Genomic DNA, 22,130 nt, shown 5'->3' with positions numbered 1-22,130 from the left:
TCTGGTTCGCGTGCACATCAAAGTCCTGAGCTAACTCACTCAAGGTTTTTTCTCCGCGAATAGCAGCAAGTGCCACTTTCGCTTTAAAAGCCGGGCTATGGTTCCGGCGAGGACGTCTGCTCATGATGGTCTCCTGTTCTTGGCATCATGCCAGTTTCAGGAGCTAAATCCACTTTCACAACCTGTCCAAATTTCCCGAGCCAGCTCTGATGTTCATTGACGCCCCACTGAACACCATCAAAACATGTGCCATCGTAACCTCTATCCCACTGATGTTTATCATCAGCTATATGGTTTACGGATTCATCAAGTGGATGCGTGAGGACTTCGCTTTAACAAGTGGCGAAGATATTCTCCGGCAGTCCCGCGAAGCAGCTGGTGCTGTTCCTGCGGAATAAGCTTCCTCCTCAGGCAAAGCAAAAAGGCGACCTTCGGGCCGCCCTTTTTTATGACTATCTCTAATCTTTAAGCACTGTCAGTCGTCAGTCGCCAGTTTGACATGTTCATGTTTCAGCTTATGGCCCATTTCAGTGAAGGTACTGATATTCTCAATAGCGAGCTTGCGAGCTTTTTCCGCTTCGCCAGAGCAAATGGCTTCCACTAAACCGACATGGGTGTTCGCGCTGTCTTCAATATCAAAGTCAAAGTGCGTGATACGAATATAGATTGAAAGCTGATTGATCACGCTCTTGTACATGTGCACCAAGCGTGCGCTCTCACTCAATTCAATAATCAGCTTGTGGAGCTCAAAGTCATAGAACGTGACTTCTGTAAGAGATACACCGTCTTGCTGACAGATCTCCTTGAAGACTTCCAGTTCCTTGCGCAGCCGAACGGCCTTTTCCGGCGTGATGGTTTCAGCTGCCATTTGAGCAGCCTGACTCTCCAACGCAACACGGAGATGGTAGATTTCCCAGATATCATGGTCCGTCAGTGTCGTCACACTCCAACCCGCGTAAGGCTTCTGTGAGACAAGACCTTCGCTCGAGAGTGTGTTCAATGCCATGCGCACAGTTGTGCGTGAAAGCTCCAGACCTTTCGCAAGCGTACTTTCCGTAAGCTTGTCACCTGAGACATAATGACCCGCTAAAATCTGCTGCCTCAGAAAATCTGCGGCCTGCTCCTCAAGGCTTTGTTTTGAAATCTTCATTGGAACTCAATTGCGTCCGTCGTGTTCACTCTCTTAGTTGAGCTGTATCACCATTAACTTGCTGAATAAATGACGAGTTTCTTGCGTCAGATATTTGCGCTGTGATTATTGTAGGATCAGTTGGATTTAGATATATTTTGCGCGTGCACTGGCAAAAGGACGGTGTCGGGTTTGTTTTCAGCACCGGCAAAGTTTTTAATGACTCTAAACTAGGAATGGTTTATTGTTGAGTTAGAGATGCATATTTTTATTGACGACAGACACCGGAAGACGCATAGCTAATATTATGAGACTCACTCAACAAACCAACTATGCTGTACGTGCCCTGATGTATTGTGCGGCAAATCCTGGCAAGCCAAGCAAAGTTGCTGAGATCGCTGCTTCGTTTTCCATGTCGGAAACTCACCTTTTCAAGATCATGAAGGTGCTCGTTGACGCTGATCTGATGAAAACCATCCGAGGGCGTAACGGTGGTATCGTATTGCCACGTCCAGCTGAGCAAATCAGCGTGGGTCAGGTGGTACGTGCAACTGAAGAGTCATTCCTTCTTGCTGAGTGCTTTGACAGTGGTCGTCAGGACTGCCCGCTCGTCAATCACTGCGGCTTCAATTCTGTTCTGCATGAAGCGCTGGAAGCATTCCTCGGTGTGCTCGACAAGTGCACGATTGCAGATCTTGCAGACAACCGCGCGAGCATTCGCCACCTGTTGCAGATTGAAGACCCACTTCTGCCAAAGAATATGGCTGCTGCTGAATAAGCGCACCAAGAGCGACGAGATGATCAGGCAGCGAATATTCGCTGCCTTTTTTGTTATCGCGCTTTGAAGACTATCGGCGCTGTTCTGCTGATCGTATTGTTCCTCATCGAAGTCGGAAATGCTGGGAATGGTGCAGCGGCCTTTAGGGCTTTCAACGCGGCCTGATCAAATCGCTTATTCCCACTCGATCGAGATAGCTTAATTCCCGTTACAGCCCCGTCTCTGTGTACGACAAAACTCACACGGACGATGCCTGACTTCTTCCGGTTCTTCTCTCTTCTCGGGTACCGTCTATCCGCAGCACGCTGGATCTTCTTTTGCACCTTGCCCCAGTAATTGCTTGTCGCAGCATTGCCAGCGCTGTCACCGGAGCCTGCGATGTTATTGCCATTCTTCGAGGTGTTGGAGCCTTTTCGCGCGACCTTGGAACCTCGAGCAGAATTAACAACTGAGTTACCGGCCTTCTTAGCAGGTTCTTTCTTGGCTTTTGGTGGGGCCTTCTTGGCGGTTTTCTTAGGCTTGATTTTCTGCGGCAGCTTGGGACGTGGCGGCGCTGATCGTGGGATGGGAACCGTTACTGCGGCAACTTCAGTTTCAACAGGCTTTGCCTCAAGCTCTTTCTTTTCGTCAACGGGTTCAGCTGTTTTCTTTTTTACCGGCTTAATCTCTTCCGGTGTTTCCTGCTCTACCACTTCCAATTTTTTTGGTTGAGATGGTTTGGCTTCGTCCGGTTTGACTGGGTCTTGTTGCTCTTTCAGCTTTGCAGGATCAACGTCTTTGGTTGGCTCTAATGGTTCTTTCTGCTCAACAGGAAGAACTTTTGCAACTTCGACAGGCTTAACCTCCTGCACTTCAGCAGGTTTGATTTGCTCAGGCTGAAGCTGAAGTTTAAGCGGTTCAATCTCTTCCTTTGGCTTGATTGGCTCAATCTCAGCCTTAATAGTAACACCTTCAGCAACAGGTACCGGCAGCGGCTTCACAGCCTGCGTTACAATCGGTTTGATTGGTGTAATCTCTGCTTTTGCCAGCTCAATTGGCTCAACAGCCTCAATCTCGTTGACTTGTTCAACCGGCTGTTCAGCTTCTATCTCACGAAGCTCGATCTCATCTGATTGTTCGGGCTCAATCGGCTCGACAACTTCCTTGGAACCTGCAATGAGATCCTCAATTGATCCAACTACAGAAAGTGACGTTGACCGCGTTGAGGCAACCTGAACTTCAGGAGCTCGCGTATAAAACCAAGCAAATCCACCTGCGTGAACACTGACTGACACGAGTAAGGCGGTCGTGAGGGCTGAGCCTCCGATTTTCCTGCGAATGCTCTTCTTCATTGGGCAGCCCTTACGGTGACCAATGTAATATCGGAGAAACCTTGCTTCTTCAGCGCTGCAAGGGTTCTGGCAAGTGTCTGACCAGACAGTGCCTTGTCAGCAACAACCATCAGAGGGTCTTTATTGCCGTCCAGCGGTATCAGATCCTCAACAAGAACTGGCTGTTCGTTTTGGGTTATCAATCCATCAGGAGCGATAATCAGCGCTCCGGCAATAAGCTCACGACTGGATTGCTCCTGCGTTTCTGCAGGGCTCACGTTTTTTGCATCGTCTCTATCAATTGAACCTGCAAAGAGGAAGAAGATGAGCATCAGGAACACGATATTGATCAATGGGATCGTATTCTCAAATGTCCTCTTTTGTGGTTTTGTCTTCAGACGCATTCTTTAAACTTCTTATTTCGCAATATTCGGAATTCAATTGCCAACGATCGTCGCTGACCAGCCTGCTATTTTAAGCATCTCAAGCGCACTCACGACATCCTGCACAGTGGAATCCTTGGCAGGGATGATCGCCACAGGTCGTACTTTTTCGATACCTGCGTCGTCGAGCGCCGCAATCAACGCCTCAACCTTCACCCGGTCACCGTTCACCGACAGCTGTCCTTCTGCGAAAACTTGCAAAAGGATTGGGGACTGTTCCATTTGCCCTGCGCCCTCAGCTCCCGATGTCACATCCAACTTTTGGTAGATCGAGAACGTGGAAGCGAGCATGAAGAACATCAACAAAAGGAAGATCACATCAATCAGAGATGTGAGACCAGGCGCACGACTTCTTTTTGGAGCCTCACTAAGGCGCATCGTGAACAACCTCAAAACGTGGCTGGGTTCCAACCTGTTCCGCTTCTTCAGTTTGAGTGGCGATGGACGTGACTGCCCCGGTGAAGAGCTCAGTTACAATCTTTTCCATTGCTCCCTGCTCACGTTCGATGCGGCCTTCGAACAGTGACAGCATCACAGAAGCTGGGATTGCTACGGCCAGACCAACGGCAGTTGTCAGCAGCGCAACCCAGATACCACCAGCCAAAGTAGATGGATCGACCTGTGAACCAGCGTCAGCCATAGCCTGAAACGCCCCGATCATACCAAGCACTGTTCCGAACAGGCCGAGTAGAGGAGCGATCTGGGCAATCATATCCAATGCCCGCAAGTAACTACGAAGATCTGCGAGATGAGTAAAGCAAACGCGCTCGACATCTTCCCGAACTCTTTTCTCAGGCACCTGCGGTTTCATGAGACCGCGCATGGCATGTGCCAGAACGTCGGAGACCGGAGAGCGATCTGTTACCACAATCCTGTAGGCCTGATCACGCTTGCAGACACGCCAGAAGGCCACGGCCTGCTCAGCTTTGCGATGACGACCAACGCCTGCAATCCAGAACTGCCAGAGTTTTGCTATGACAATTGTTAGAGCAAGTACGCTGACAACCAGCAGCAACCCAACAACCACACCACCTTTTGCAAGCAGATCCATAACAGGTGTCATTGCTGCGGTCAGGCCCAGGTTTTCAATCATGGCATTCATTCTGGAAATCTCGTTATTTTTCTAATTCGGTTCTGCAGCGGTTCAGAGTGTTAGTTCTATCGCAGCGCGAGAGGATACATTCAATGAGTCTAAGCAGCTAGCCGGAGATACATTTTCAGCTCCCTCACACTGGCTGACATCATTGATGAGCAATGACGAGATGTCTGCACAACTGCTGGATGGGAGATCATACTGCTGAACTCGCGTCTTTCCGGAAGGAAGACGACCTGTCTTCATGCTCAGGAAATCAGAGATTCCACCTGTACTATCAAAGACTACCAAGTCCAATGCCAGTTGATTGATCTCATCTTTAAGGTGATTGCGAACAAGAAGACTTACACGACACCCGTTCTGAGTGCTCTCAGCTTTGTTCAACTGGAGAGCGATCACTGGTTCTTTTGTCGTGTTTGCTGCTTCAGCTGCAGTTATTTGCGTTATCCACAAGGCAGCAAGAGCAAGAGAAAACAGCTTAACCAACTTATTCATAGGACCCCAACCCAAAAATTAAAACTTAGTTGCAAATGCAAATCAGTCGCAGATATCAAGGATATCGTGGGCTGGCTGGCTGTTGAGGGAGAGAGTAACAGCTGGCTTGCGCATCGATACAAATCCTACTCCAGGACGGTTTGCGGGAGGACGCGATCTCCAGCAATTATTGAGTAGGCATTGCACTTGTAATAAAACATGAATATGAAAGTCAAGAAATAAACGCGATAGAGTCCCCCCTAGCTCTTGAGGGTATCGCGACCATCCACGCTAGCCAAAATTGGGGAAAGGCTGAGGCGAATGACTGATATGGAAAAAGCTCAGGAAAGCTCACAAAGTCAGCCACATGAGCGCACTGTTGATAGCAAGGCACTCTTTGGCGATGAGCGCGAGATCACAATCTCCCATCGCGAGGATAACTACCGATTGTCGATCACGAAACTTGGCAAGTTGATTCTTACTAAGTGAGAAATTTGCCATAAAAAAAGCCGGCCTGAGATGAGGCCGGCTCTTTCTTAATTTGACTGTTCTGGACCTTAGTTCAGAGCCTGCTGCAGTGCGAATGCATCACCCTCGACCTTGAACAGGCCGTAGGAACCAGGAACGTCGCCAGCATTGTCGAAGTTCAGGTCGCCAGATGCGCCCTTGTAGTCGATGTCTTTGCCGGCTGCGATCAGCTCAACTGCTTTCTTCCATTCACCAGGAAGAATAGCTTCACCCTGTCCGTCGGACACAGCAGCCATCGCCTCAGAAACCTTTGTGGCATCGCCACCAGCTTTTTCTAGAGCCAGAGCCATCAGGAATGCGGCGTCGTAAGAGTTTGACGCGAAAATCGCATCCGGGTTGCCGCCAACTGCTATGTAAGCTTTATTAAACAGTTCAAGGCTGTTGGACGCTTCACCAACTGGAGAGGATGCGATGAAGGTTGTCAGGTTTTCAGCACCGAGTTCACGGATGATCGCATCTGACTTCATGCCATCACCGCCAACGAAGTTAGTGAAGAAGCCGTTTTCCAGCGCCTGACGCAGGATGGTCAGGCCAGTGCCATCACCGTAATCGAAGATTACAAGCGTATCTGCGCCACCACGGGACAATTCAGCAAGGTTGGAACGGTAAGATGCCTTACCTTCTTCGTGCGCTGAATATCCAGCAATCTCACCGCCATTTGCTTCAAATTCAACTTTGAAAGCATTTGCAAGGCCACTGCCGTAGTCGTTGTTGAGGTAGGCAACAGCAACTTTCTTTGTGCCGAGGTTCAACAGTGTACGGGCGAGTGAACGGCCCTGGAAATCATCGGAAGGTACTGTACGGAATACCTGACCTTTGTCTTCCAGACCTGTGATTTCAGGAGAAGTCCCTGATGGCGTGATCAGCGTGATGCCAGCTGGAACAGTCACGGAGTTCGCAACAGCCAGAACTGAACCAGAACAATGTGGACCGATAAGGCCAGCAACCTGTTCAATGTTTACCAGCTTGGTAGCGGAATCCACGCCGTTCTGTGGGTTACACGCACTATCGCCTACAACAGCTTCAAGCTTCTGGCCGCCCAGAATGCCGCCCTGCTCGTTCACCTGCTGAATAGCCAGCTTTGCAGAGTCCAGCATTGGTGGAGCCATAGCCGCGATTGGGCCAGAAATGCCTCCCAGAAGACCGACTTTTACATCAGCCTGAACAGCGTTGGATGCAAGTGCAGTAGCGCTGAACAAGCCTGCTGCCAATGCGATTTTCTTAAGCATCAGTTCACCTCCAAAGAGCCCTGTTTCAAATACTATCCGGATTGACCAGGGCGTTAAAATTGATTTCCACGAGTGCTGGCGTTACTTCGCTGCACTTTCTTGTTTTTGAAAGGTTTTGACTTCTGGACTGCCAGCGGTTCCCTGAGGTTCCGGCAAGATCCCTTCCGGTCTGAACCGGAGGACCAATTGCAGAAGCAAGCCAATGATGAACACGCGCATGTATTTGGCTTTAATGGCGTATTCTGTTGGCAGTTGATCCGTTACAAACTCTGACGCAGACCAGATGATCCAGACAACAGCAACGCCGAGAAGGGCTCCGCGGTTGTTACCTGAGCCGCCGAGGATCAACATAATCCAGATCAGGAATGTGGCGATCATCGGATCAATGGCTTCTGGGGTTATGGACCGGTTAAAGTGAGCAAACAGCGCTCCACCAAGTCCCATCACAGCTGCACCGAAGATGAACGCTTCCAGACGACGAGCCTTGATGTCCTTACCCATTGCCGTTGCCGCATCTTCATTGTCACGGATGCCACGCATCATGCGGCCCCAGGGAGCCGAAATCTGGCGCTCGATAGCCCAGTACACGACGAGAACGATGGCAAAGACCAGAGCAAGATAAGCCAACTGGGAGTACAGATAGGACAGATCACCAAATGGACGCGGGATCTTGTTCACACCGCGTGCGCCACCTGTCATCCAACCTTCTGACTTCACGACCAGACGGATGATTTCCGCAACACCGATTGTCGCGATTGCCAGATAATCGGAGCGGAAGCGCAAGCATACTTTGCCGATTGGCCATGCAATTGCGCCAGCAGCGATCATCGCGCCGATCCAACCGACAACAACGGGCAGCTGGTAGCCACCCAGATGGACAGCGGATTCTGGTGCCGTGAGCAGCGCAGATGAGTAAGCTCCAACGGCGAAGAAGCCCGCAATACCTGCATTAAAGAGACCGGAAAAGCCCCATTGAATGTTAAGACCGAGAGCAAGAAGGGAGTAAATGCCGATAAAGATCGCCATGAACACCGCGTAGTTAAGCAGACCGATGAGTTCCATGGTTCTTCTCCCCCCTACAGAACTTTACCCTTGAGCAAGCCAGTTGGCCGCACAAGAAGGATGAGCAGGAGGATCGCAAACGCCATGGCGGCCTTGTACTCTCCCGGGATAAACAGAACGGATGTTTCTTCAGCTATGCCAACAATCAAGCCGCCAATAACGGCACCTTCAACACGCCCTACCCCACCAAGAATTGCAGCTGCGAACATTGGCAGAAGCATCGTCCAGCCCATAAGCGGCTTCAGTTCTGTATTGATGCCAAGGAAGAAACCAGAAGCCGCACACAGAATGCCGACGATGCCCCAAGTCAACATTGTGATTTTGCGATTATCAACACCAGAAAGCAGCGCAAGATCAGGGTTGTCAGACATGGCACGCATGGCCTTTCCCCACTTTGTTTTCTGCAAGAACGTCCACAACACACCAACGATCACGAACATTGCAATGATGGTGTAGATCTCGCGATCACGAATGCGGATTCCCCAGTAATCATCTGGTCTAACGATACCACGGGTATAAGTTTCTGTATCAACACCCCAGACCACCTGAACGACGGCACGCAACATAAGAGCGATACCCAGTGAGGACATTACCACGATGATCTTTGGGCGCTCCGAGAGGTAGTCGTAAAATAGTTTGTCGATGCCGATCGCCATAAACGCGCAAACAACCATGGCAACGGGAAGAGCAACCCAAGGGCTAACTCCGAAGATGGTCACCACTCCGAGGGCTGCAAATGCGCCTAGCGTTGCGAGGTCACCATGCGCAAGGTGCGCAAATCTCAAGATACCGAATACCAGCGTAATACCAACTGCGCCCAAAGCGTAAATTGAGCCCAGTACGATCCCCGGCATGAGGTAAAAATTGACGAATTCCATGAATGGCATTGGATTTTCCCTTTCTACCCGCCGAGGAACATTTCAGCGACTTCACGATCTGCGAGCAGCTCTTGCCCCGTTCCTTCATGCCGGTTGCTTCCAGCCGCAAGAACGTAGCCTTTGTCAGCAAATGCCAGCGCTTGCTTGGCGTGCTGCTCTACGAGCAAGATCGAAAGACCTGCATCACGCAGGTTGCGGGTGATCTCAAAAATTTGCTCCATGTATTTTGGAGAGAGACCAGCGGTCGGCTCATCCAGCAATAGCAAAGACGGGTTGAGCATCAATGCGCGGCCCATAGCCACCATCTGACGTTGGCCGCCAGACAGATTTCCAGCCAACGCACTGCGGCGCTCTTTGAGATCAGGGAACAGGGTGTAGACCCTTTCCAAGCTTTCAGAAATGTCACCTTTCCGAAGGAAGGCCCCCATTTCGAGGTTTTCGTGAATGGTCATCTCACGGAAGATGTTGTTGACCTGAGGAACGTAACAAACACCGTGCTGTACAATACGGTTTGGCTTCCAGCCTGCGATGTCTGTTCCGTTGACGACAATAGAACCGCCACGGACCTTTAGAAGACCAAAGATCGCCTTCATCGCTGTCGACTTGCCAGCTCCATTCGGGCCGACGATTACAACAATTTCCCGCTCGGTCACTTGCATGTCGACACCCTGTAGGATGTCCGCATCGCCATATCCGCCACGAACACCAGTCATGGTGAGGATTGGTTTGCCGGAGTACTTTTGTTGCACGGAGTTCTTTGACATTGGTTGCTCTGCAATTGCTTGAGACGTCATTAGAGTGCAGCCTCCCCAACCGTTTCACCGAGGTAAGCTTCAAGCACCCGCGCATCAGAACGAACGGTTTGGAAATCACCTTCAATCAGAACCGAGCCTTCCGCCATACAGATGACTGGATCGCAGAGCTTCTCGATCATCTCCATATCGTGCTCAATCAGGACGAATGTGTAGCCACGTTCCTGGTTCAGGATTTGGATTTTGTCTTCAAGGCGGCGTAGCAATGTTCTGTTGACGCCAGCAGCAGGCTCATCCAGCAGCACCAGCTTTGCGTCAGTCATCATTGTACGGCCAAGCTCAAGAAGCTTCTTCTGTCCGCCGGACAGATTACCTGCACGTTCATTTGCAACATGAGACAGTTCCAGAAACTCCAGTGTCTCTAAAGCTTTCTGGCGTACTTCTTCTTCTTGCTTCTTCACGCTGCCAAAGCTGAGCCAGTTTTGGAATAAGTTCTCACCTTTTTGAGAGGGCGGAACCAACATGAGGTTTTCGAGAGCTGACAGACGATGAAACTCATGCGGGATCTGAAAGGTACGTACCAAGCCCTTATGAAACAGCTGATCAGAGCTGAGGCTGGTTACATCTTCTCCCAAAAACTTTATTTTTCCAGCAGTTGGCTGAAGGGCACCGGCAATCAAATTGAACGTTGTGGTTTTACCCGCCCCATTTGGACCGACTAAACCTGTGATTGTGCCCTTTTGAACCGAAAATGAGCAATTATTGACGGCTCTAAACCCGCCGAATTGCTTCGACAGCTGTTCGATTTCCAGCATTATTATCCCCCCAGACTGCAAAGGACTGGCGTTTTATTGTTGTCAAGCACCTACCTAATGCCCTTAGCAGCATATTATTTCAAGGCAGAAGTCCGCGCCATTTGCAGCCTAATCACTCGATTATTGTGGTTCTATCTGGACAAGTTGAGTGAAACTTTCCAGATTCTATCTCCTAACAACCTTCCCATAAGTTGCGAGGAAACATCTTCGACTGCGCATATATTGCCTGAAACATATAGATAATTCCACTTATATGCGCAGTTTGAAGAGATTTTAGAACAAAATAATTTCATAAATTGAGTAATTTTCGCAGCAATCTTACAGATCACTGCGCACCTGCCAAAGTTCTGGAAACAGCACAGTATCCAACATTTTTTTCAAGTACGGTGCCCCTGAAGTGCCTCCAGTGCCCATTTTGCTTCCAATAATACGCTCTACGGTTGTAAGGTGATTAAATCGCCACCGACGAAAAAAGTCCTCAAAGTCGATTAACTTCTCCGCGAGATCGTAGAAATGCCAATTATCACGTGGATTGCGATATATTATTTCCCAAGCCTTCTGAACTGACGCATCAGTTGTATATGGCTTGGTGACGTCCCGGTTGAGTACTGCATCGGAGATTTCGAAGCCTGAACGCGCCAAAGCACGCACCATCTGATCATAGATGCCCGGCGCCTCATAAATCTGATGAAGCCATGCTGAGACCTCCGGCATATGCTCATGTGGTTTCATCAGGGCTGGATTTTTGTTGCCAACCACAAACTCGATGGCACGGTACTGGTAGCTCTGAAATCCAGATGACTTGCCAAGGCTATCACGAAACGTGGTGTAATCGCTTGGTGTCATGGTGCGCAGAATGTCCCATGCACTGTTGAGCTGCGCGAAGATCTTGTTGACGCGAGCCATTAGCTTTGAAACCTCAGCAAACTCATCCGCTGCCAAAGCTGAGCAAGCCTCCGACATTTCGCGGATCGCCAACTTCATCCAAAGTTCTGCCGTTTGATGCTGAATGATAAACAGCAGTTCATCATGAGCTTCGGTCAACGGAGCTTGCGCACCCAACACATCGGAAAGACGAAGGTAATCGCCATAAGACATGTTTTCTTTGAAAGAGAGCTCTGCCCCGTGGTGCTCTAATTTACGATCAATACTCTCAACCATGCTTATGTAACCTTGCTCTTCTCGTGGTATTCCGGCTTGTCCCAGAGATCCCCTGCAATAATTTCTTCAAGAATCTCAGCAGCTTTAAGGACCTCAGCAAAAGAGAGGTACAGAGGAGCAAACCCGAAGCGGATGATATTTGGTGCACGGAAGTCTCCAATCACTCCACGATCAATGAGCGCTTGCATGACTGCATAGCCTTTCTCATGACGGAAAGAGACTTGTGAGCCGCGCTTAAGTGGATCCGTTGGTGACGCAAGCTCCAGATTAGGGCAGCGGCGTTTGACTTCAGCAATAAACAACTCACTCAACTCAATGGATTTGGCCTGCAATGCCTCCAAAGAGGTTTCATCGAAGACATCCAAAGACGCATCCAGAGCGGTCATGGCAAGAACCTGAGGTGTGCCAACGCGCATCTGGTCTGTTTTAGCAGATGGTGTGTATCCCAAATCAAAAGCAAACGGCGCATCGTGCCCCATCCAGCCCGTTAGTGGGTTGCCTGAATGGTTCTGATGCTGAGGTGCCACATAAACAAATGCCGGAGCACCGGGGCCGCCATTCAAATACTTGTAGGAACAACCAACAGCAAAGTCCGCCTTTGCTTCCTTCAGATGGACTGGGAAAGCACCTGCAGAGTGGCACAGATCCCACATCGCCAAGGCACCAACAGAATGCGCTTTCTCAGTCAATGCTTTCATGTCGTGCTTGCGACCTGTGCGGTAATCCACTTCTGTGAGCATCATGACTGCAACAGTATCATCGAGGGCGGCTTCAACTTCTTCCGGAGCAACCAGACGCAACTCGATGTCACCACCGGTCAGTTCTTTCAGACCTTGCGCCATGTAGAGGTCAGTCGGGAAGTTTCCTGTATCGGAAAGAATAACTTTACGGTCCGGCCGCATCTTGATGGCAGTCGCCAGGACTTTAAAGACATTCAGAGAGGTGCTATCGGTGCAGATCAAGGTTCCGTCATCAGCTCCAACGAGCTTTGCAATCCTGTTTCCGACTTTGCTTGGCAGATCAATCCAGTCGTGGCAGTTCCACCCTTTAATGAGGCTTTTGCCCCACTGCTCTTCGACTGCGTTGGCTAAAACCGCAGACACATTCTTAGGTAGAGCCCCAAGTGAATTTCCGTCCAGATAGATAATTCCATCAGGAATTGAGAAAAGCTTGCGCAAACGAGCGAGCGGGTCAGCACCATCTCTTTGCTCAATGCTTACTGCATCCAGTTCCACTATCAGCCCCCTATTATCATTTTTATGATCACACTCTTTTTGGCATCAAAGCAATACCGAGCTGCGATTCCATTTTTTAATATTTCAAGTTTAAAGTAATTTTAACAACAGTCTCGCCATGAAATCTAGGTAAAAAGTATTATCTGGAATTTTCAGAACAAATATTCTAAATATGTAGAATAGGAAATCAAACTCGCCCAAATGGACCGCAATCACAGCGATATCTTGCAATAGCGCTGAAAAAATATAAGCCGTACTCTAGATAGTCAGGGGCAGATCTAACTTCCTACCACAAACAAAGGAAAGCTCTGCTCACGGCTGAAGATCTGGATCAAACAAAAATGAAACTAGGCCGGATCACTGTTAAGGAAGAAACCCATGAAGAGTGCCCTTAGAAAGACAGAGGCACAAGTCTGGCCAGAACCAAAACGCCAGTTTGCTGCACTGCCTTTCAAGAAGAATAAAAAAGGTAAGCTACAGATTCTTCTGATTACATCCCGCGAAACCAAGCGTTGGGTTCTCCCTAAAGGCTGGCCAATGAAGGATCTCAGTGGTGGAGAAGCCGCAGAGCAAGAAGCCTTCGAAGAAGCTGGCATTAAAGGTGAGCTGACAGATCAAGCTGCTGGAATCTATCATTACCCTAAACTTCGGGTCACCAAAGAGCCAATCCCTTGCCGCGTGAAGGTGTATCCGCTGGAAGTGACTGAGATGCTTGAAGACTGGCCTGAAAAGGACGAGCGCACACGGAAATGGTTCTCCGTAAGCGACGCGGTTCATGCTGTAAATGAGCCGGAACTAAAGGCTTTGCTGGCCAACTGGTCACCAGAGAAAAGCTAGATAACAGCCTGCTTTCTAGGCATGCTCCGCCTTAAAACGACGTTCCAGCCAGCGAACACCTTGCGAGACAATCAGGATCAACACCAGATATTCCAGAACAAGGACGCTGTAGATTTCGAGTGGTCGATATTCTGTGACGACCAGCTCATTTGCACGCCTTGTCAGGTCTTGCAGGCCAATCACGGACACCAAACTCGACATTTTCAGCATGTAAACCAGTTGGTTTCCAAGCGGTGGCAGCATACGGCGGATCGCAAGCGGAAGAATGATGAAGCGAAGACGCTGAAAATAACTCAGCCCAAGAGAGCGGCCTGCTTCGATCTGTCCTTTGTCGACTGACTGTATACCTGCTCTGAAAATTTCAGCCTGAAACGCGCTGTCTGACAAAGCAAGAGCCAGTACACCCGCCCAGAACACGTTGATCGAAATGTTCGCGACAACAGGCAAGCCATAGTAAACCCAAAAAATCAGCACCAGACTTGGCACTGAGCGCACCACTTCAACGTAAGTTCTGTTGAACGCAATTCCGTACTTATTGTCTGAAAGCCCAGGCAGAGCGACAATAAGGCCAACGAACATGGAGATCGCGATTGCAGTGAGCGATATACTGACTGTTTCTTGCAACCCGGCGATCATGAAACCGAGATTAACTCTTCCTGTCTCAGTCTCTGGTGAGACTACATACCAGCCCCATTGGTCACCAGTGCAGCCCGCCAAAACGAATGCCAATGCGACGAGCACTGCTGCATTTCGGAATTTCAAGGTATCACCTTCCAAATTTAAGAAGGCTGCCAACGGAAGCAAAACACGTAAGCAGCTCATATATCTGCCTCAACACAGATAGATTGCCGGACACAAAACCTAGAGTGTCGTGCGCTCTTATACAAATCTTATAGAAACTTACCGCACACAATTAATTGAAGTCGGTTTTCTCTCAAAAACAGCATTGTAGTTATCGCTAAAATGGCTAGGTTTGCATTGGGCCAGATTCCAACTGCGTTTCAAGGAACTCTCATGAAGATGCTACGTTCATTTCTTACTGTAATTTTCGCCGCGGGCACGTTGTTCTCCGGCTCTGCATTCGCGCAATCTGCGCTTAACGAAATTTTGGATTCCGGTGAACTGAGGGTTGGTACAACCGGAGACTGGAACCCAATGTCTGTTCGTGATCCTGCCAGCAATGGTTATAAAGGGTACGACATCGACATCATGAACGAGCTTGCAAGCGACCTGGGTGTGAAGCTCACTTTTATTCCAACTGATTGGAAAACCTTGGTGAATGGTATCGTTGCAGGCAAGTATAACCTGACTGGCTCTGCTTCAATCTCCCCAAGCCGCATGAAAGTAGCTGGTTACTCTGAAAGCTATATTTCCGTTGAGATCCTGCCGTATACGACCAGCAGCAAAGTTGGTGAGTTCAACAGCTGGGACAGCATCAACCAGAAAGATGTGACGGTCGCAACCACGCTTGGCACTACGTTTGAGAAGCTGAGCAAGGAATGGTTCCCGAATGCGACTATCAAAGTTGTTGAGGCACCTGCTCGTGGTTATCAGGAAGTGCTGTCAGGCCGCGCTGATGTTTTCATCACCTCCAACATTGAAGGTGCTACGCTGAAAGCGAAGTTCAAGCAAATCACCAACGTGCCAGTTTCTGAAAGCAGAAACCCAACTCCGATCGCTATGTTGATGCCACAGACTGATCAGGTTTGGATCAACTACATCAACAACTGGATCAAGATCAAAAAAATGAATGGTTTCCTTGATGCGACAGCTCAGAAATGGAGCTTGGCGCAGTAAAAACTGCTCATAAAGAATAAGAAAGGCGCCTCAAATTGGGGCGCCTTTTCTTTTAGGTTCACTGCACGCTTATGCGTCCACCTGAATAAACTTCGCGACCCAATCCTGCATCGCTTTGCGGTTTATATCGATTGACGTAGCGGCATGAGAGAGTGATTGCATAGCTTGCCACCAATGTTGGCATTTAGGCTTCAGCATTAGCTCTCCGCCAAACATACCAGCAAGTTGCTGAGCCTGAGAAAACGTTGTGGCAAAGGCTACATCAACCAAAGTAACATGATGGCCAACCGCATACGGCTCAGCCTCAATCATGTCCTCCAAACGTTCGAACGCAACACTCATGTCATTGATCAACTGCTTGTAGACTTCATCCCTCGGCGGCTTTCCCGCTTTGATTGGGGCATAGAATGCACGAACAGATGGCTCAATTCGCGTGTCGTGCAGGCCCATCAATGCTCTGACTTTAGCGCGCTCGATAGGGTGTTCTGGCATTAGCGCTGGAGACGGTGCGGTCTCCTCAAGATACTCAAGGATCGCGTTTGAATCTGACAGAGCAGCTTCACCATCCTTCAGGCCGGGAATTGAACCCGCTGGAACGACCTTCTTATAAGCAGCTGATCCATATCCATCTGGGGGCGGTAGCTCAGCGTAATCCAGATCTTTCATATCCAAAGCAATTCGAACTTTCGCGCAGAATACGGATTCTGGGTAGGCATAAAATTGTATCATTGGATCACCAGATTGTGCTTAGCGGCGGCGCTGCTTTGTGCGCACGCTTGGGAACATGCGGCAAACAAAAAGCGCCTAGGAAGGAGGACGCAATACAATTTGTGTTGCACTGCAAACGTGGTGTTTTTAGCAGTCTATGAATTGTTTCGCCACTTCAACCTTTGGGTACGCTGTTTTTGGGCGGCAAACTACTTCGCCGCCGCAAGTGCTATCTCCGATAAGCTAGAGTTGCTTAGCGCTGTCCAGGTTCACCTTGAAGATCATCAGATCATCCCGGCGCTCGACCTCACCTTCCAACGAAATCAGTAGAGCAACCCAATCTTCAACCTCAGCAGTCAAGGGCTCACCATTTTCGTCAGCCAACACGAAGAATTCACTTCCCATAAGAGGCGTAGAAGTCACAAAAACGGGAGGAATACCGCCGATGATGCAGAGATTTGCGCAAGCTTTGTGGGCTAATCCGACACCCGGACGCATTGCGCCATTGTAGCATTTACCGTCACAGATCTCACCGGTTAGCCGCCATTTGCCTAAATGCTCTGCTGGTGCTGGTGTAAAATTCTGGACCGGATTTTCTGCAGCGCGAAGAGAGACTTTGCCTCCAACCTGCAACATATCCAAATCACCACGCTTCAGCAAAATGCCGCCAGCATCAACAGGCTGACCATCCAAAGGGCCGGCAAGTTGCTGCATGCCGCGTTTGCCAATGCCAGAAATCAGCATGGCATGCGGCTTGTCACGACCATTTTCTCCGGCGGGAAGCCGGAGAAGTGGGTAAGGTTTTGCATCTACGTAGCCCGTAAACGTTTGGTATCCAGCACCCCATGCAAAGCGAGCATCACCTGGGTCCGGGACAGATGAGCCAATGCCAAATGCCACACCAGCTGCTGCGCCAACGAGGATTGCAGAGATCAGGAACAAGAAGCCTTGCAGGCTCTTTGGTGGCTTCTTCGCCCAACCGATAAAGAAGGGATCAGGTTTCTTTTTGGCCATTAGCTTCCCTCCGCCATTATCGGAGAAACAGTAGGTTCAACATACGTTCCCGGTGGCAGAGCTTTTACGTTCAGCCACAAACGACCGTTTTCCAGTTTAAGGCGATATGTGGAAATTTTCTCTGTAAATGGTGGTGGAGATTTTCCATCTTCCAGGCGGTACTGATAGCCATGCCAAGGGCAAGTCACACAGCCATAAACAATCTTGCCTTCTCCCAAAGGTCCGTTCTGGTGGGCGCAAACATTAGAGATCGCAGAGAGCTTCTTGCCATTTCTGAAGATCGCAACACGCTCATCATCAGTAATGGAGATAATTCTCGCCCGCTTATCAGGAACATCTTTTGGATCACCTGCATCCATCCAGGTGCCGCTGTCATCCATCGTATTCTGTTGCGTATCAAAGAGATGCTCTTTTCTTGCAGCAAGCAGATGCAAGGTAGCGACAAGCGCGACGGACGCACCGACTGCAGTGGTCATGAAAGGACCAGCAGCGCTTTGCAAAGCGCCTAGTGCGACGTGAGCAACAACCAACGCATAAGCCAGATAGATCCCCATATGGAGTGTCTTCCAAAGCGTAGGCTTTAGGAAATGAAGCCAGAAATCATGACTTGTGACTGCAAGGATAGTCAGGATCAGAAGGGCAAAGACGCCGAGGATTTCGAAAGGGAAACCCAGAAAACGGTCGAAGCTGGTATTTACAATGAAAACCGAGACGTAACGATTAATAGGCGAGAATGCATTGTACCAGCCGAGGATATTGTCGACATGGAAGTACGCGAGAACGCAAGTGATCACGCCTAGGTGACGGCGATTGTAAAGAAGCGGCAGGAAGCGCTTGTCCAGCCGTGCTAGCGGTCCGATACATAGAATGAACGTGAGCAGGAAGAAGACACAGGTACCAAATGCCTGAGCTTTGTAGATATCCCAATCAATCGGTCTTGTGACTGTCTGGAACATCGGCGCGATGTAGATGTAGATTCCCAGATATGCGCCCACAGTTGCCAAGACGACGGCATCATAGACAAATTTTGTACGGTTCCAGATTACCGGTACATATTTAACACTCACTGGTTTGCCTCCAGAGCCGACTTTGCTGTGTCATCAAGGGGAACAAGCGGCTGTTCGTGCGTTCCTGTCGGACGCATCAAAAGCGCTAGTCCCAAAACGAGAGGAATGAGAATGGCCAGAATGAGCCAAATGGTGCGGTGGGCTTTTCTATAGGCGCGCTGCATTACTTCTTGGCCTCCTGCTCTTCGTGGAGTTCTTTTTCTTCTTTATCGAGCAAGATTTTTTCATCGGAGCGTTCCAGTGCAATCCAACGCACAATGACAACTGGCCAAAGAAGGATCAGCCCCGGGATAATCTGCAGGCGGAAGAGAAAAGCTCCACGCGCAGCAAGTTCCACACGCCCCAGGCCAAAACTGATAAAAGCCAGAGCGACGACAAGACCAATCACGCAGTAAATTTGTGCAATCAGAATAATACCTTCAGCAACGATCATTTCTGCACCCTACTGATTTTGTGCTGCCGTTGTTGGCAGGGAGAATTAGTCATTGGGGCCGTGCCCTGCCCAGTTGATGCCAGCAAGCTCCGCCATATCCTTCTTCCAACTCGTGATGTCATCGATAGAGAAATCGGAGATATGTGCATGCCCACAGGCCCGGGCCATCACTTTCATCAGTTCAACTGAGGCCGTGAAAAACTTCTCCAAACGCTTTGCGGACTTTTCAACTTCCAAACGCGCGACCAGATGGTCTTTCTGAGTAGCGATACCGACCGGGCAGTTGTTGGTATGGCACGCTCTCATGGCAATACAGCCAATGGCCTGCATTGGCGCATTCGCCAAGGCTATTGCATCGGCACCCAAGGCCATTGCTTTCACGAAATCTTCCGGTTTACGAAGTCCACCGGTGATAACAAGCGTTACATCCCGTTGACCGCTGCGATCCAGATGACGACGCGCTCGCGCCAACGCCGGAATGGTTGGAACAGAGATATTATCTCGGAACACGAGCGGCGAAGCACCGGTGCCGCCACCACGTCCATCGAGGATAATGTAATCAACGCCAACTTCCAGAGCGGCATCGATGTCTTTTTCGATATGCTGCGCAGACAGCTTGAATCCAATTGGGATCCCGCCAGTTTTATCGCGCACTTCATCTGCAAACTTGCGGAAATCTGCTGGTTTCATCCACTCAGGAAATCTTGCAGGCGAGATTGCGCCCTCTCCCGGAGGTAGTCCCCTCACCGCTGCGATTTTCTCAGTCACTTTCGCAGCTGGCAGGTGTCCGCCAGTTCCGGTTTTGGCAGCTTGCCCGCCCTTGAAATGGAAGGCCTGAACTTTTTCCAACTGATCCCAAGAGAAACCAAAACGCGCAGAAGCTAACTCATAAAAGTAGCGTGTGTTTTCTGCTTGCTCTTCTGCCAGCATCCCGCCTTCACCAGAACAGATGCCTGTGCCAACGCTCTCTGCGCCGCGCGCGAGTGCAATTTTGGCGGGTTCTGATAGTGCACCAAAGCTCATGTCTGAGACAAAGAGCGGGATTTTCAGGTGTAACGGCTTCTGGGCTTTGGGGCCGATAACAATATCAGTTCCAACGGGTTCTTCATCCAACCGCGGCGGCTTTTGCAGCTGCGCTGTCAGTATCTGAATATCTTCCCATTGAGGAAGTTCTGTTGTCGGCACTCCCATAGCTTCAATTGCGCCGTGATGGCCCGTCTGCTTCAGCCCTGCCCGTGCGTATGTCTGAATCAGTTTGTTATGAGGTTCTTCTTCCGTACCATGAAAATCCGCGTACTCACCCAGATAGGCTTTGCGGAAATAGGGCTGCGGGTTGTCCTTAGCCCATGCCTTCACTTCATCTTCATCAACATATATGTTGCCGTCTTCAACGAAATGCGTGAATTTTCGCAGGCACTCTTTGTTGTCATAGGCGCTGACACCGGAGTTCAGGCGATAATCCCACTGATGCAATCCACAAATCAGATTGCGACCTCTGACATATCCATCAGAAAGCAATGCACCGCGATGGAGGCAACGACCGTAGAGGACGGAGATGTCCTCATCGAACCTTACGACAACGAGATCCACCTCGCTAACAAGTGCATGAGCAGGCTTACGATCTTCAAGTTCATCTAATGCAGCAACTTGCACTTTACGCATTAAGCGGATTCCTTACGCTTTGCAGCCCAACAGCTGTTTGAGTGCATTTCAAAATTCAGATCGCCAAGCTATTCTACGTACTTATCCATATCTGTTCTATTTAGCACAGCTGCAGAGTACATGTCCGAAACATCCCGGCACATCAAAGTTGTAAGCTGAGAGTGACTTAGAATAACTGCACATGACATTACCCAAAGTTAGTATCGGACTTGCAAGAGACCATTACTGTTACGGGTAAAATGCATCTCAATCTGTTGCAGCTTCTCCCCCCGGATTACGTAGATAACATCCTAAAAACTTCAGTAATGACGGGATAGTAACGTTTAAACAAAGAAGCGTCAGTCTATCAAAATACACAATGAGAAACACATGGGGAGTAGATGGCAAACCGTAGAAGGATACGGGCTCTCTGCAGGCCTGAAAGAATAAGAGGACAAGGAAAGTAGTAGGCAATTAATGTTTGAACCCAAGCATTTCCACGCTTACTCTCGCTGCAAATCATCCGTGTCTATGAGAGATATCCATGAAGATTGCAGCTGTTACCATCTCCGATCGCGCCAGTGATGGAACTTACGAAGACAAAAGTGGCCCAGCTATTCTCGCATACCTTGAAGAAGCTGTGACCAGTCCGTGGGAGCCCATCCATAAGATCATTCCGGATGGAATCGAAAGCGTCAGCACTACTTTGAAGCAATTGGCTGATGAAGATGGTATCGACCTGATCCTCACAACAGGTGGAACAGGTCCCTCTCCTCGCGACTTGACGCCTGAAGCGATGGAATTGGTGATGGAGAAGGAACTTCGTGGGTTTGGAGAACTGATGCGCCAACTGTCTCTGAAAGAAGTGCCGACTGCAATTCTTTCACGTCAAACAGCTGGCATTCGTGGCAAAAGCCTCATCATCAACCTGCCGGGCAAACCAGCTAGCATCAAAACCTGCCTTGATGCGGTCTTCCAAGCGGTGCCGTACTGCCTGGATCTGATCGGCGCAGGGCGTATTGAAACAGATCCAAACGTGATCGTGGTGTTTCGTCCAAAGGCGAAGTAAGTACTTTACTCCGGCATCCAGGTTGAATGGATTTCCTGGGCTTCTTGTCTACCCTTGGCAGGTCTTGTTTCATCAACTTTGCCAATGGAGATAAAGCACAGGAACTCCTCATTGTCTGAGAGACCCAACCCTTTATGGAAGGCAGAGGAACGCGCACTGTCACCACTGGTAATCCGGGATGCATACCCCATAGCGTGAGCTACAAGCACCATGTTTTGCAAAGCTGTCCCCGCTGAGAGCATTTGCTCATATTGGGGAATACGGGTCTCATCCGAACCGTGAAAACATCCGATCAAAACCAGAAGCACAGGCCCTTTATGCGCTTTTTCCCTTGCACGGGTAAGCGCTTCTTCGGTTGGTTCATCTTTTATTTCTTCAACGGCTTTTACAAACAGATCTCCCAGATCATTGCGTGCGTCTGTCGGGATTTCCAAAATTCGGAATGGATGTAGATGCCCGTGATCAGGAGCCGCTGCAGCGGCCTCAATTATCAGCTTCATCTCTTCTCTATTCGGACCAGGCGCTTTCATGAGCTTAAGTGATGCTGATGTGCGCGAACGAATGATCTCGACTAGTTGTTGAGCATTCATGATAACGCCTCTCGCCTTTAACTATTTATAGAACCGTAGAAATTCGTTTTCATATTACCCAGAAGCTCCTCTCAGTGACAAGGAGAT

28 protein-coding genes are annotated in these 22,130 nt (G+C 49.5%); 6 read left to right on the top strand and 22 right to left on the bottom strand.

Going from position 1 to position 22,130, the window contains the following annotated elements; all coding sequences use genetic code 11:
• Positions 1-124, bottom strand: a 124-nt coding sequence (locus tag PsAD37_RS27395; RefSeq protein ID WP_193778219.1) for a transposase, incomplete at its 3' end; no start/stop codon positions are given.
• A gap of 85 nt (positions 125-209) precedes the next feature.
• On the opposite strand from PsAD37_RS27395, the gene PsAD37_RS05100 reads away from it, so the two are divergent.
• Positions 210-398: a hypothetical protein gene (locus PsAD37_RS05100; RefSeq protein ID WP_063295207.1), complete on the top strand. Its 189-nt coding sequence runs from the start codon at positions 210-212 to the stop codon at positions 396-398.
• A gap of 77 nt (positions 399-475) precedes the next feature.
• Here PsAD37_RS05100 and PsAD37_RS05095 read toward each other — a convergent pair whose 3' ends face one another.
• Positions 476-1,150, bottom strand: a complete 675-nt coding sequence (locus tag PsAD37_RS05095; RefSeq protein ID WP_063295206.1) for a GntR family transcriptional regulator — start codon at positions 1,148-1,150, stop codon at positions 476-478.
• 286 nt (positions 1,151-1,436) lie between these two features.
• Here PsAD37_RS05095 and rirA point away from each other — a divergent pair, with 286 nt between their 5' ends.
• Positions 1,437-1,907, top strand: a complete 471-nt coding sequence (rirA, locus tag PsAD37_RS05090; RefSeq protein ID WP_082596779.1) for an iron-responsive transcriptional regulator RirA — start codon at positions 1,437-1,439, stop codon at positions 1,905-1,907.
• Positions 1,908-1,960: 53 nt separating this feature from the next.
• On the opposite strand, the gene PsAD37_RS05085 is transcribed toward rirA, so the two are convergent.
• The 5 genes from PsAD37_RS05085 to PsAD37_RS05065 are packed head-to-tail and all read right to left on the bottom strand — an operon-like array spanning position 1,961 to position 5,248.
• A complete protein-coding gene (locus tag PsAD37_RS05085; RefSeq protein ID WP_063295205.1) occupies positions 1,961-3,238 on the bottom strand; it encodes an energy transducer TonB in 1,278 nt (425 codons plus the stop codon).
• Positions 3,235-3,621: a biopolymer transporter ExbD gene (locus PsAD37_RS05080; RefSeq protein WP_063286815.1), complete on the bottom strand. Its 387-nt coding sequence runs from the start codon at positions 3,619-3,621 to the stop codon at positions 3,235-3,237. Before PsAD37_RS05080 ends, PsAD37_RS05085 begins: the two co-directional genes overlap by 4 nt.
• Before the next feature lie 33 nt (positions 3,622-3,654).
• On the bottom strand, positions 3,655-4,038 hold the full coding sequence (locus PsAD37_RS05075; RefSeq protein ID WP_063295204.1) for a biopolymer transporter ExbD: 384 nt from the start codon (positions 4,036-4,038) through the stop codon (positions 3,655-3,657).
• On the bottom strand, positions 4,028-4,753 hold the full coding sequence (locus tag PsAD37_RS05070; protein WP_208991697.1) for a MotA/TolQ/ExbB proton channel family protein: 726 nt from the start codon (positions 4,751-4,753) through the stop codon (positions 4,028-4,030). The genes PsAD37_RS05075 and PsAD37_RS05070 overlap by 11 nt, the downstream gene beginning before the upstream one ends.
• 51 nt (positions 4,754-4,804) lie before the next feature.
• A complete protein-coding gene (locus PsAD37_RS05065; protein WP_063295202.1) occupies positions 4,805-5,248 on the bottom strand; it encodes a hypothetical protein in 444 nt (147 codons plus the stop codon).
• Positions 5,249-5,548: 300 nt separating this feature from the next.
• Between PsAD37_RS05065 and hemP the strand changes: the two genes are divergently transcribed.
• Complete coding sequence (gene hemP, locus PsAD37_RS27390) at positions 5,549-5,716, top strand: hemin uptake protein HemP (protein ID WP_082596781.1); 168 nt, start codon at positions 5,549-5,551, stop codon at positions 5,714-5,716.
• 68 nt (positions 5,717-5,784) lie between these two features.
• Here hemP and PsAD37_RS05060 read toward each other — a convergent pair whose 3' ends face one another.
• From PsAD37_RS05060 to kynU, 7 genes are all read right to left on the bottom strand, one after another.
• Positions 5,785-6,984: an ABC transporter substrate-binding protein gene (locus PsAD37_RS05060; RefSeq protein ID WP_063295201.1), complete on the bottom strand. Its 1,200-nt coding sequence runs from the start codon at positions 6,982-6,984 to the stop codon at positions 5,785-5,787.
• 81 nt (positions 6,985-7,065) lie between these two features.
• Complete coding sequence (locus PsAD37_RS05055) at positions 7,066-8,046, bottom strand: branched-chain amino acid ABC transporter permease (protein ID WP_063291384.1); 981 nt, start codon at positions 8,044-8,046, stop codon at positions 7,066-7,068.
• Between the two features lie 14 nt (positions 8,047-8,060).
• On the bottom strand, positions 8,061-8,933 hold the full coding sequence (locus tag PsAD37_RS05050; RefSeq protein WP_063295200.1) for a branched-chain amino acid ABC transporter permease: 873 nt from the start codon (positions 8,931-8,933) through the stop codon (positions 8,061-8,063).
• A 14-nt stretch (positions 8,934-8,947) separates the two neighbouring features.
• Complete coding sequence (locus PsAD37_RS05045) at positions 8,948-9,718, bottom strand: ABC transporter ATP-binding protein (protein WP_244272478.1); 771 nt, start codon at positions 9,716-9,718, stop codon at positions 8,948-8,950.
• Positions 9,718-10,491: an ABC transporter ATP-binding protein gene (locus tag PsAD37_RS05040; protein ID WP_063295199.1), complete on the bottom strand. Its 774-nt coding sequence runs from the start codon at positions 10,489-10,491 to the stop codon at positions 9,718-9,720. Before PsAD37_RS05040 ends, PsAD37_RS05045 begins: the two co-directional genes overlap by 1 nt.
• 318 nt (positions 10,492-10,809) lie before the next feature.
• Entirely contained in the window at positions 10,810-11,652 is an 843-nt protein-coding gene (gene kynA / locus PsAD37_RS05035) for a tryptophan 2,3-dioxygenase (protein ID WP_063295198.1), read from the bottom strand.
• A gap of 2 nt (positions 11,653-11,654) precedes the next feature.
• The gene (gene kynU / locus PsAD37_RS05030) at positions 11,655-12,887 is read right to left on the bottom strand and encodes a kynureninase (protein ID WP_063295197.1); all 1,233 of its coding nucleotides are present in this window, start codon (positions 12,885-12,887) and stop codon (positions 11,655-11,657) included.
• Between the two features lie 378 nt (positions 12,888-13,265).
• On the opposite strand from kynU, the gene PsAD37_RS05025 reads away from it, so the two are divergent.
• Entirely contained in the window at positions 13,266-13,724 is a 459-nt protein-coding gene (locus tag PsAD37_RS05025) for an NUDIX hydrolase (RefSeq protein WP_063295196.1), read from the top strand.
• Between the two features lie 15 nt (positions 13,725-13,739).
• On the opposite strand, the gene PsAD37_RS05020 is transcribed toward PsAD37_RS05025, so the two are convergent.
• Positions 13,740-14,546 carry an amino acid ABC transporter permease gene (locus PsAD37_RS05020; protein WP_208991696.1) on the bottom strand — a complete coding sequence of 269 codons (807 nt, stop codon included), beginning with the start codon at positions 14,544-14,546 and terminating at the stop codon, positions 13,740-13,742.
• 192 nt (positions 14,547-14,738) lie between these two features.
• On the opposite strand from PsAD37_RS05020, the gene PsAD37_RS05015 reads away from it, so the two are divergent.
• Positions 14,739-15,521 carry a transporter substrate-binding domain-containing protein gene (locus PsAD37_RS05015; RefSeq protein WP_208991695.1) on the top strand — a complete coding sequence of 261 codons (783 nt, stop codon included), beginning with the start codon at positions 14,739-14,741 and terminating at the stop codon, positions 15,519-15,521.
• 69 nt (positions 15,522-15,590) lie between these two features.
• Here the strand turns inward: PsAD37_RS05015 and PsAD37_RS05010 are convergent, their stop codons facing one another.
• The 6 genes from PsAD37_RS05010 to PsAD37_RS04990 form a co-directional block, all read right to left on the bottom strand.
• A complete protein-coding gene (locus PsAD37_RS05010; RefSeq protein ID WP_063295195.1) occupies positions 15,591-16,250 on the bottom strand; it encodes a glutathione S-transferase family protein in 660 nt (219 codons plus the stop codon).
• Positions 16,251-16,472: 222 nt separating this feature from the next.
• Positions 16,473-17,243 (bottom strand): hypothetical protein, encoded by a 771-nt coding sequence (locus PsAD37_RS05005; RefSeq protein ID WP_063286805.1) that lies wholly within the window; start codon positions 17,241-17,243, stop codon positions 16,473-16,475.
• Complete coding sequence (locus PsAD37_RS05000) at positions 17,243-18,310, bottom strand: Rieske 2Fe-2S domain-containing protein (RefSeq protein WP_063295194.1); 1,068 nt, start codon at positions 18,308-18,310, stop codon at positions 17,243-17,245. The genes PsAD37_RS05005 and PsAD37_RS05000 overlap by 1 nt, the downstream gene beginning before the upstream one ends.
• Positions 18,307-18,474 carry a hypothetical protein gene (locus PsAD37_RS28295; protein WP_193778218.1) on the bottom strand — a complete coding sequence of 56 codons (168 nt, stop codon included), beginning with the start codon at positions 18,472-18,474 and terminating at the stop codon, positions 18,307-18,309. Before PsAD37_RS28295 ends, PsAD37_RS05000 begins: the two co-directional genes overlap by 4 nt.
• Entirely contained in the window at positions 18,474-18,743 is a 270-nt protein-coding gene (locus PsAD37_RS04995; protein ID WP_063295193.1) for a hypothetical protein, read from the bottom strand. Before PsAD37_RS04995 ends, PsAD37_RS28295 begins: the two co-directional genes overlap by 1 nt.
• A gap of 45 nt (positions 18,744-18,788) precedes the next feature.
• On the bottom strand, positions 18,789-20,405 hold the full coding sequence (locus tag PsAD37_RS04990) for a glutamate synthase-related protein (protein ID WP_063295192.1): 1,617 nt from the start codon (positions 20,403-20,405) through the stop codon (positions 18,789-18,791).
• Positions 20,406-20,928: 523 nt separating this feature from the next.
• Here PsAD37_RS04990 and mog point away from each other — a divergent pair.
• Positions 20,929-21,453 carry a molybdopterin adenylyltransferase gene (mog, locus tag PsAD37_RS04985; RefSeq protein ID WP_063295191.1) on the top strand — a complete coding sequence of 175 codons (525 nt, stop codon included), beginning with the start codon at positions 20,929-20,931 and terminating at the stop codon, positions 21,451-21,453.
• A 5-nt stretch (positions 21,454-21,458) separates the two neighbouring features.
• On the opposite strand, the gene PsAD37_RS04980 is transcribed toward mog, so the two are convergent.
• Positions 21,459-22,043 carry a nitroreductase gene (locus PsAD37_RS04980; protein WP_063295190.1) on the bottom strand — a complete coding sequence of 195 codons (585 nt, stop codon included), beginning with the start codon at positions 22,041-22,043 and terminating at the stop codon, positions 21,459-21,461.
• Positions 22,044-22,130: the final 87 nt, after the last annotated feature.

The organism is Pseudovibrio sp. Ad37 (assembly GCF_001623075.1).
Classification (GTDB): domain Bacteria; phylum Pseudomonadota; class Alphaproteobacteria; order Rhizobiales; family Stappiaceae; genus Pseudovibrio.
The sequence above is the reverse complement of the archived record's forward strand: the minus strand, read 5'-3'. Positions and strand labels throughout refer to the sequence as shown.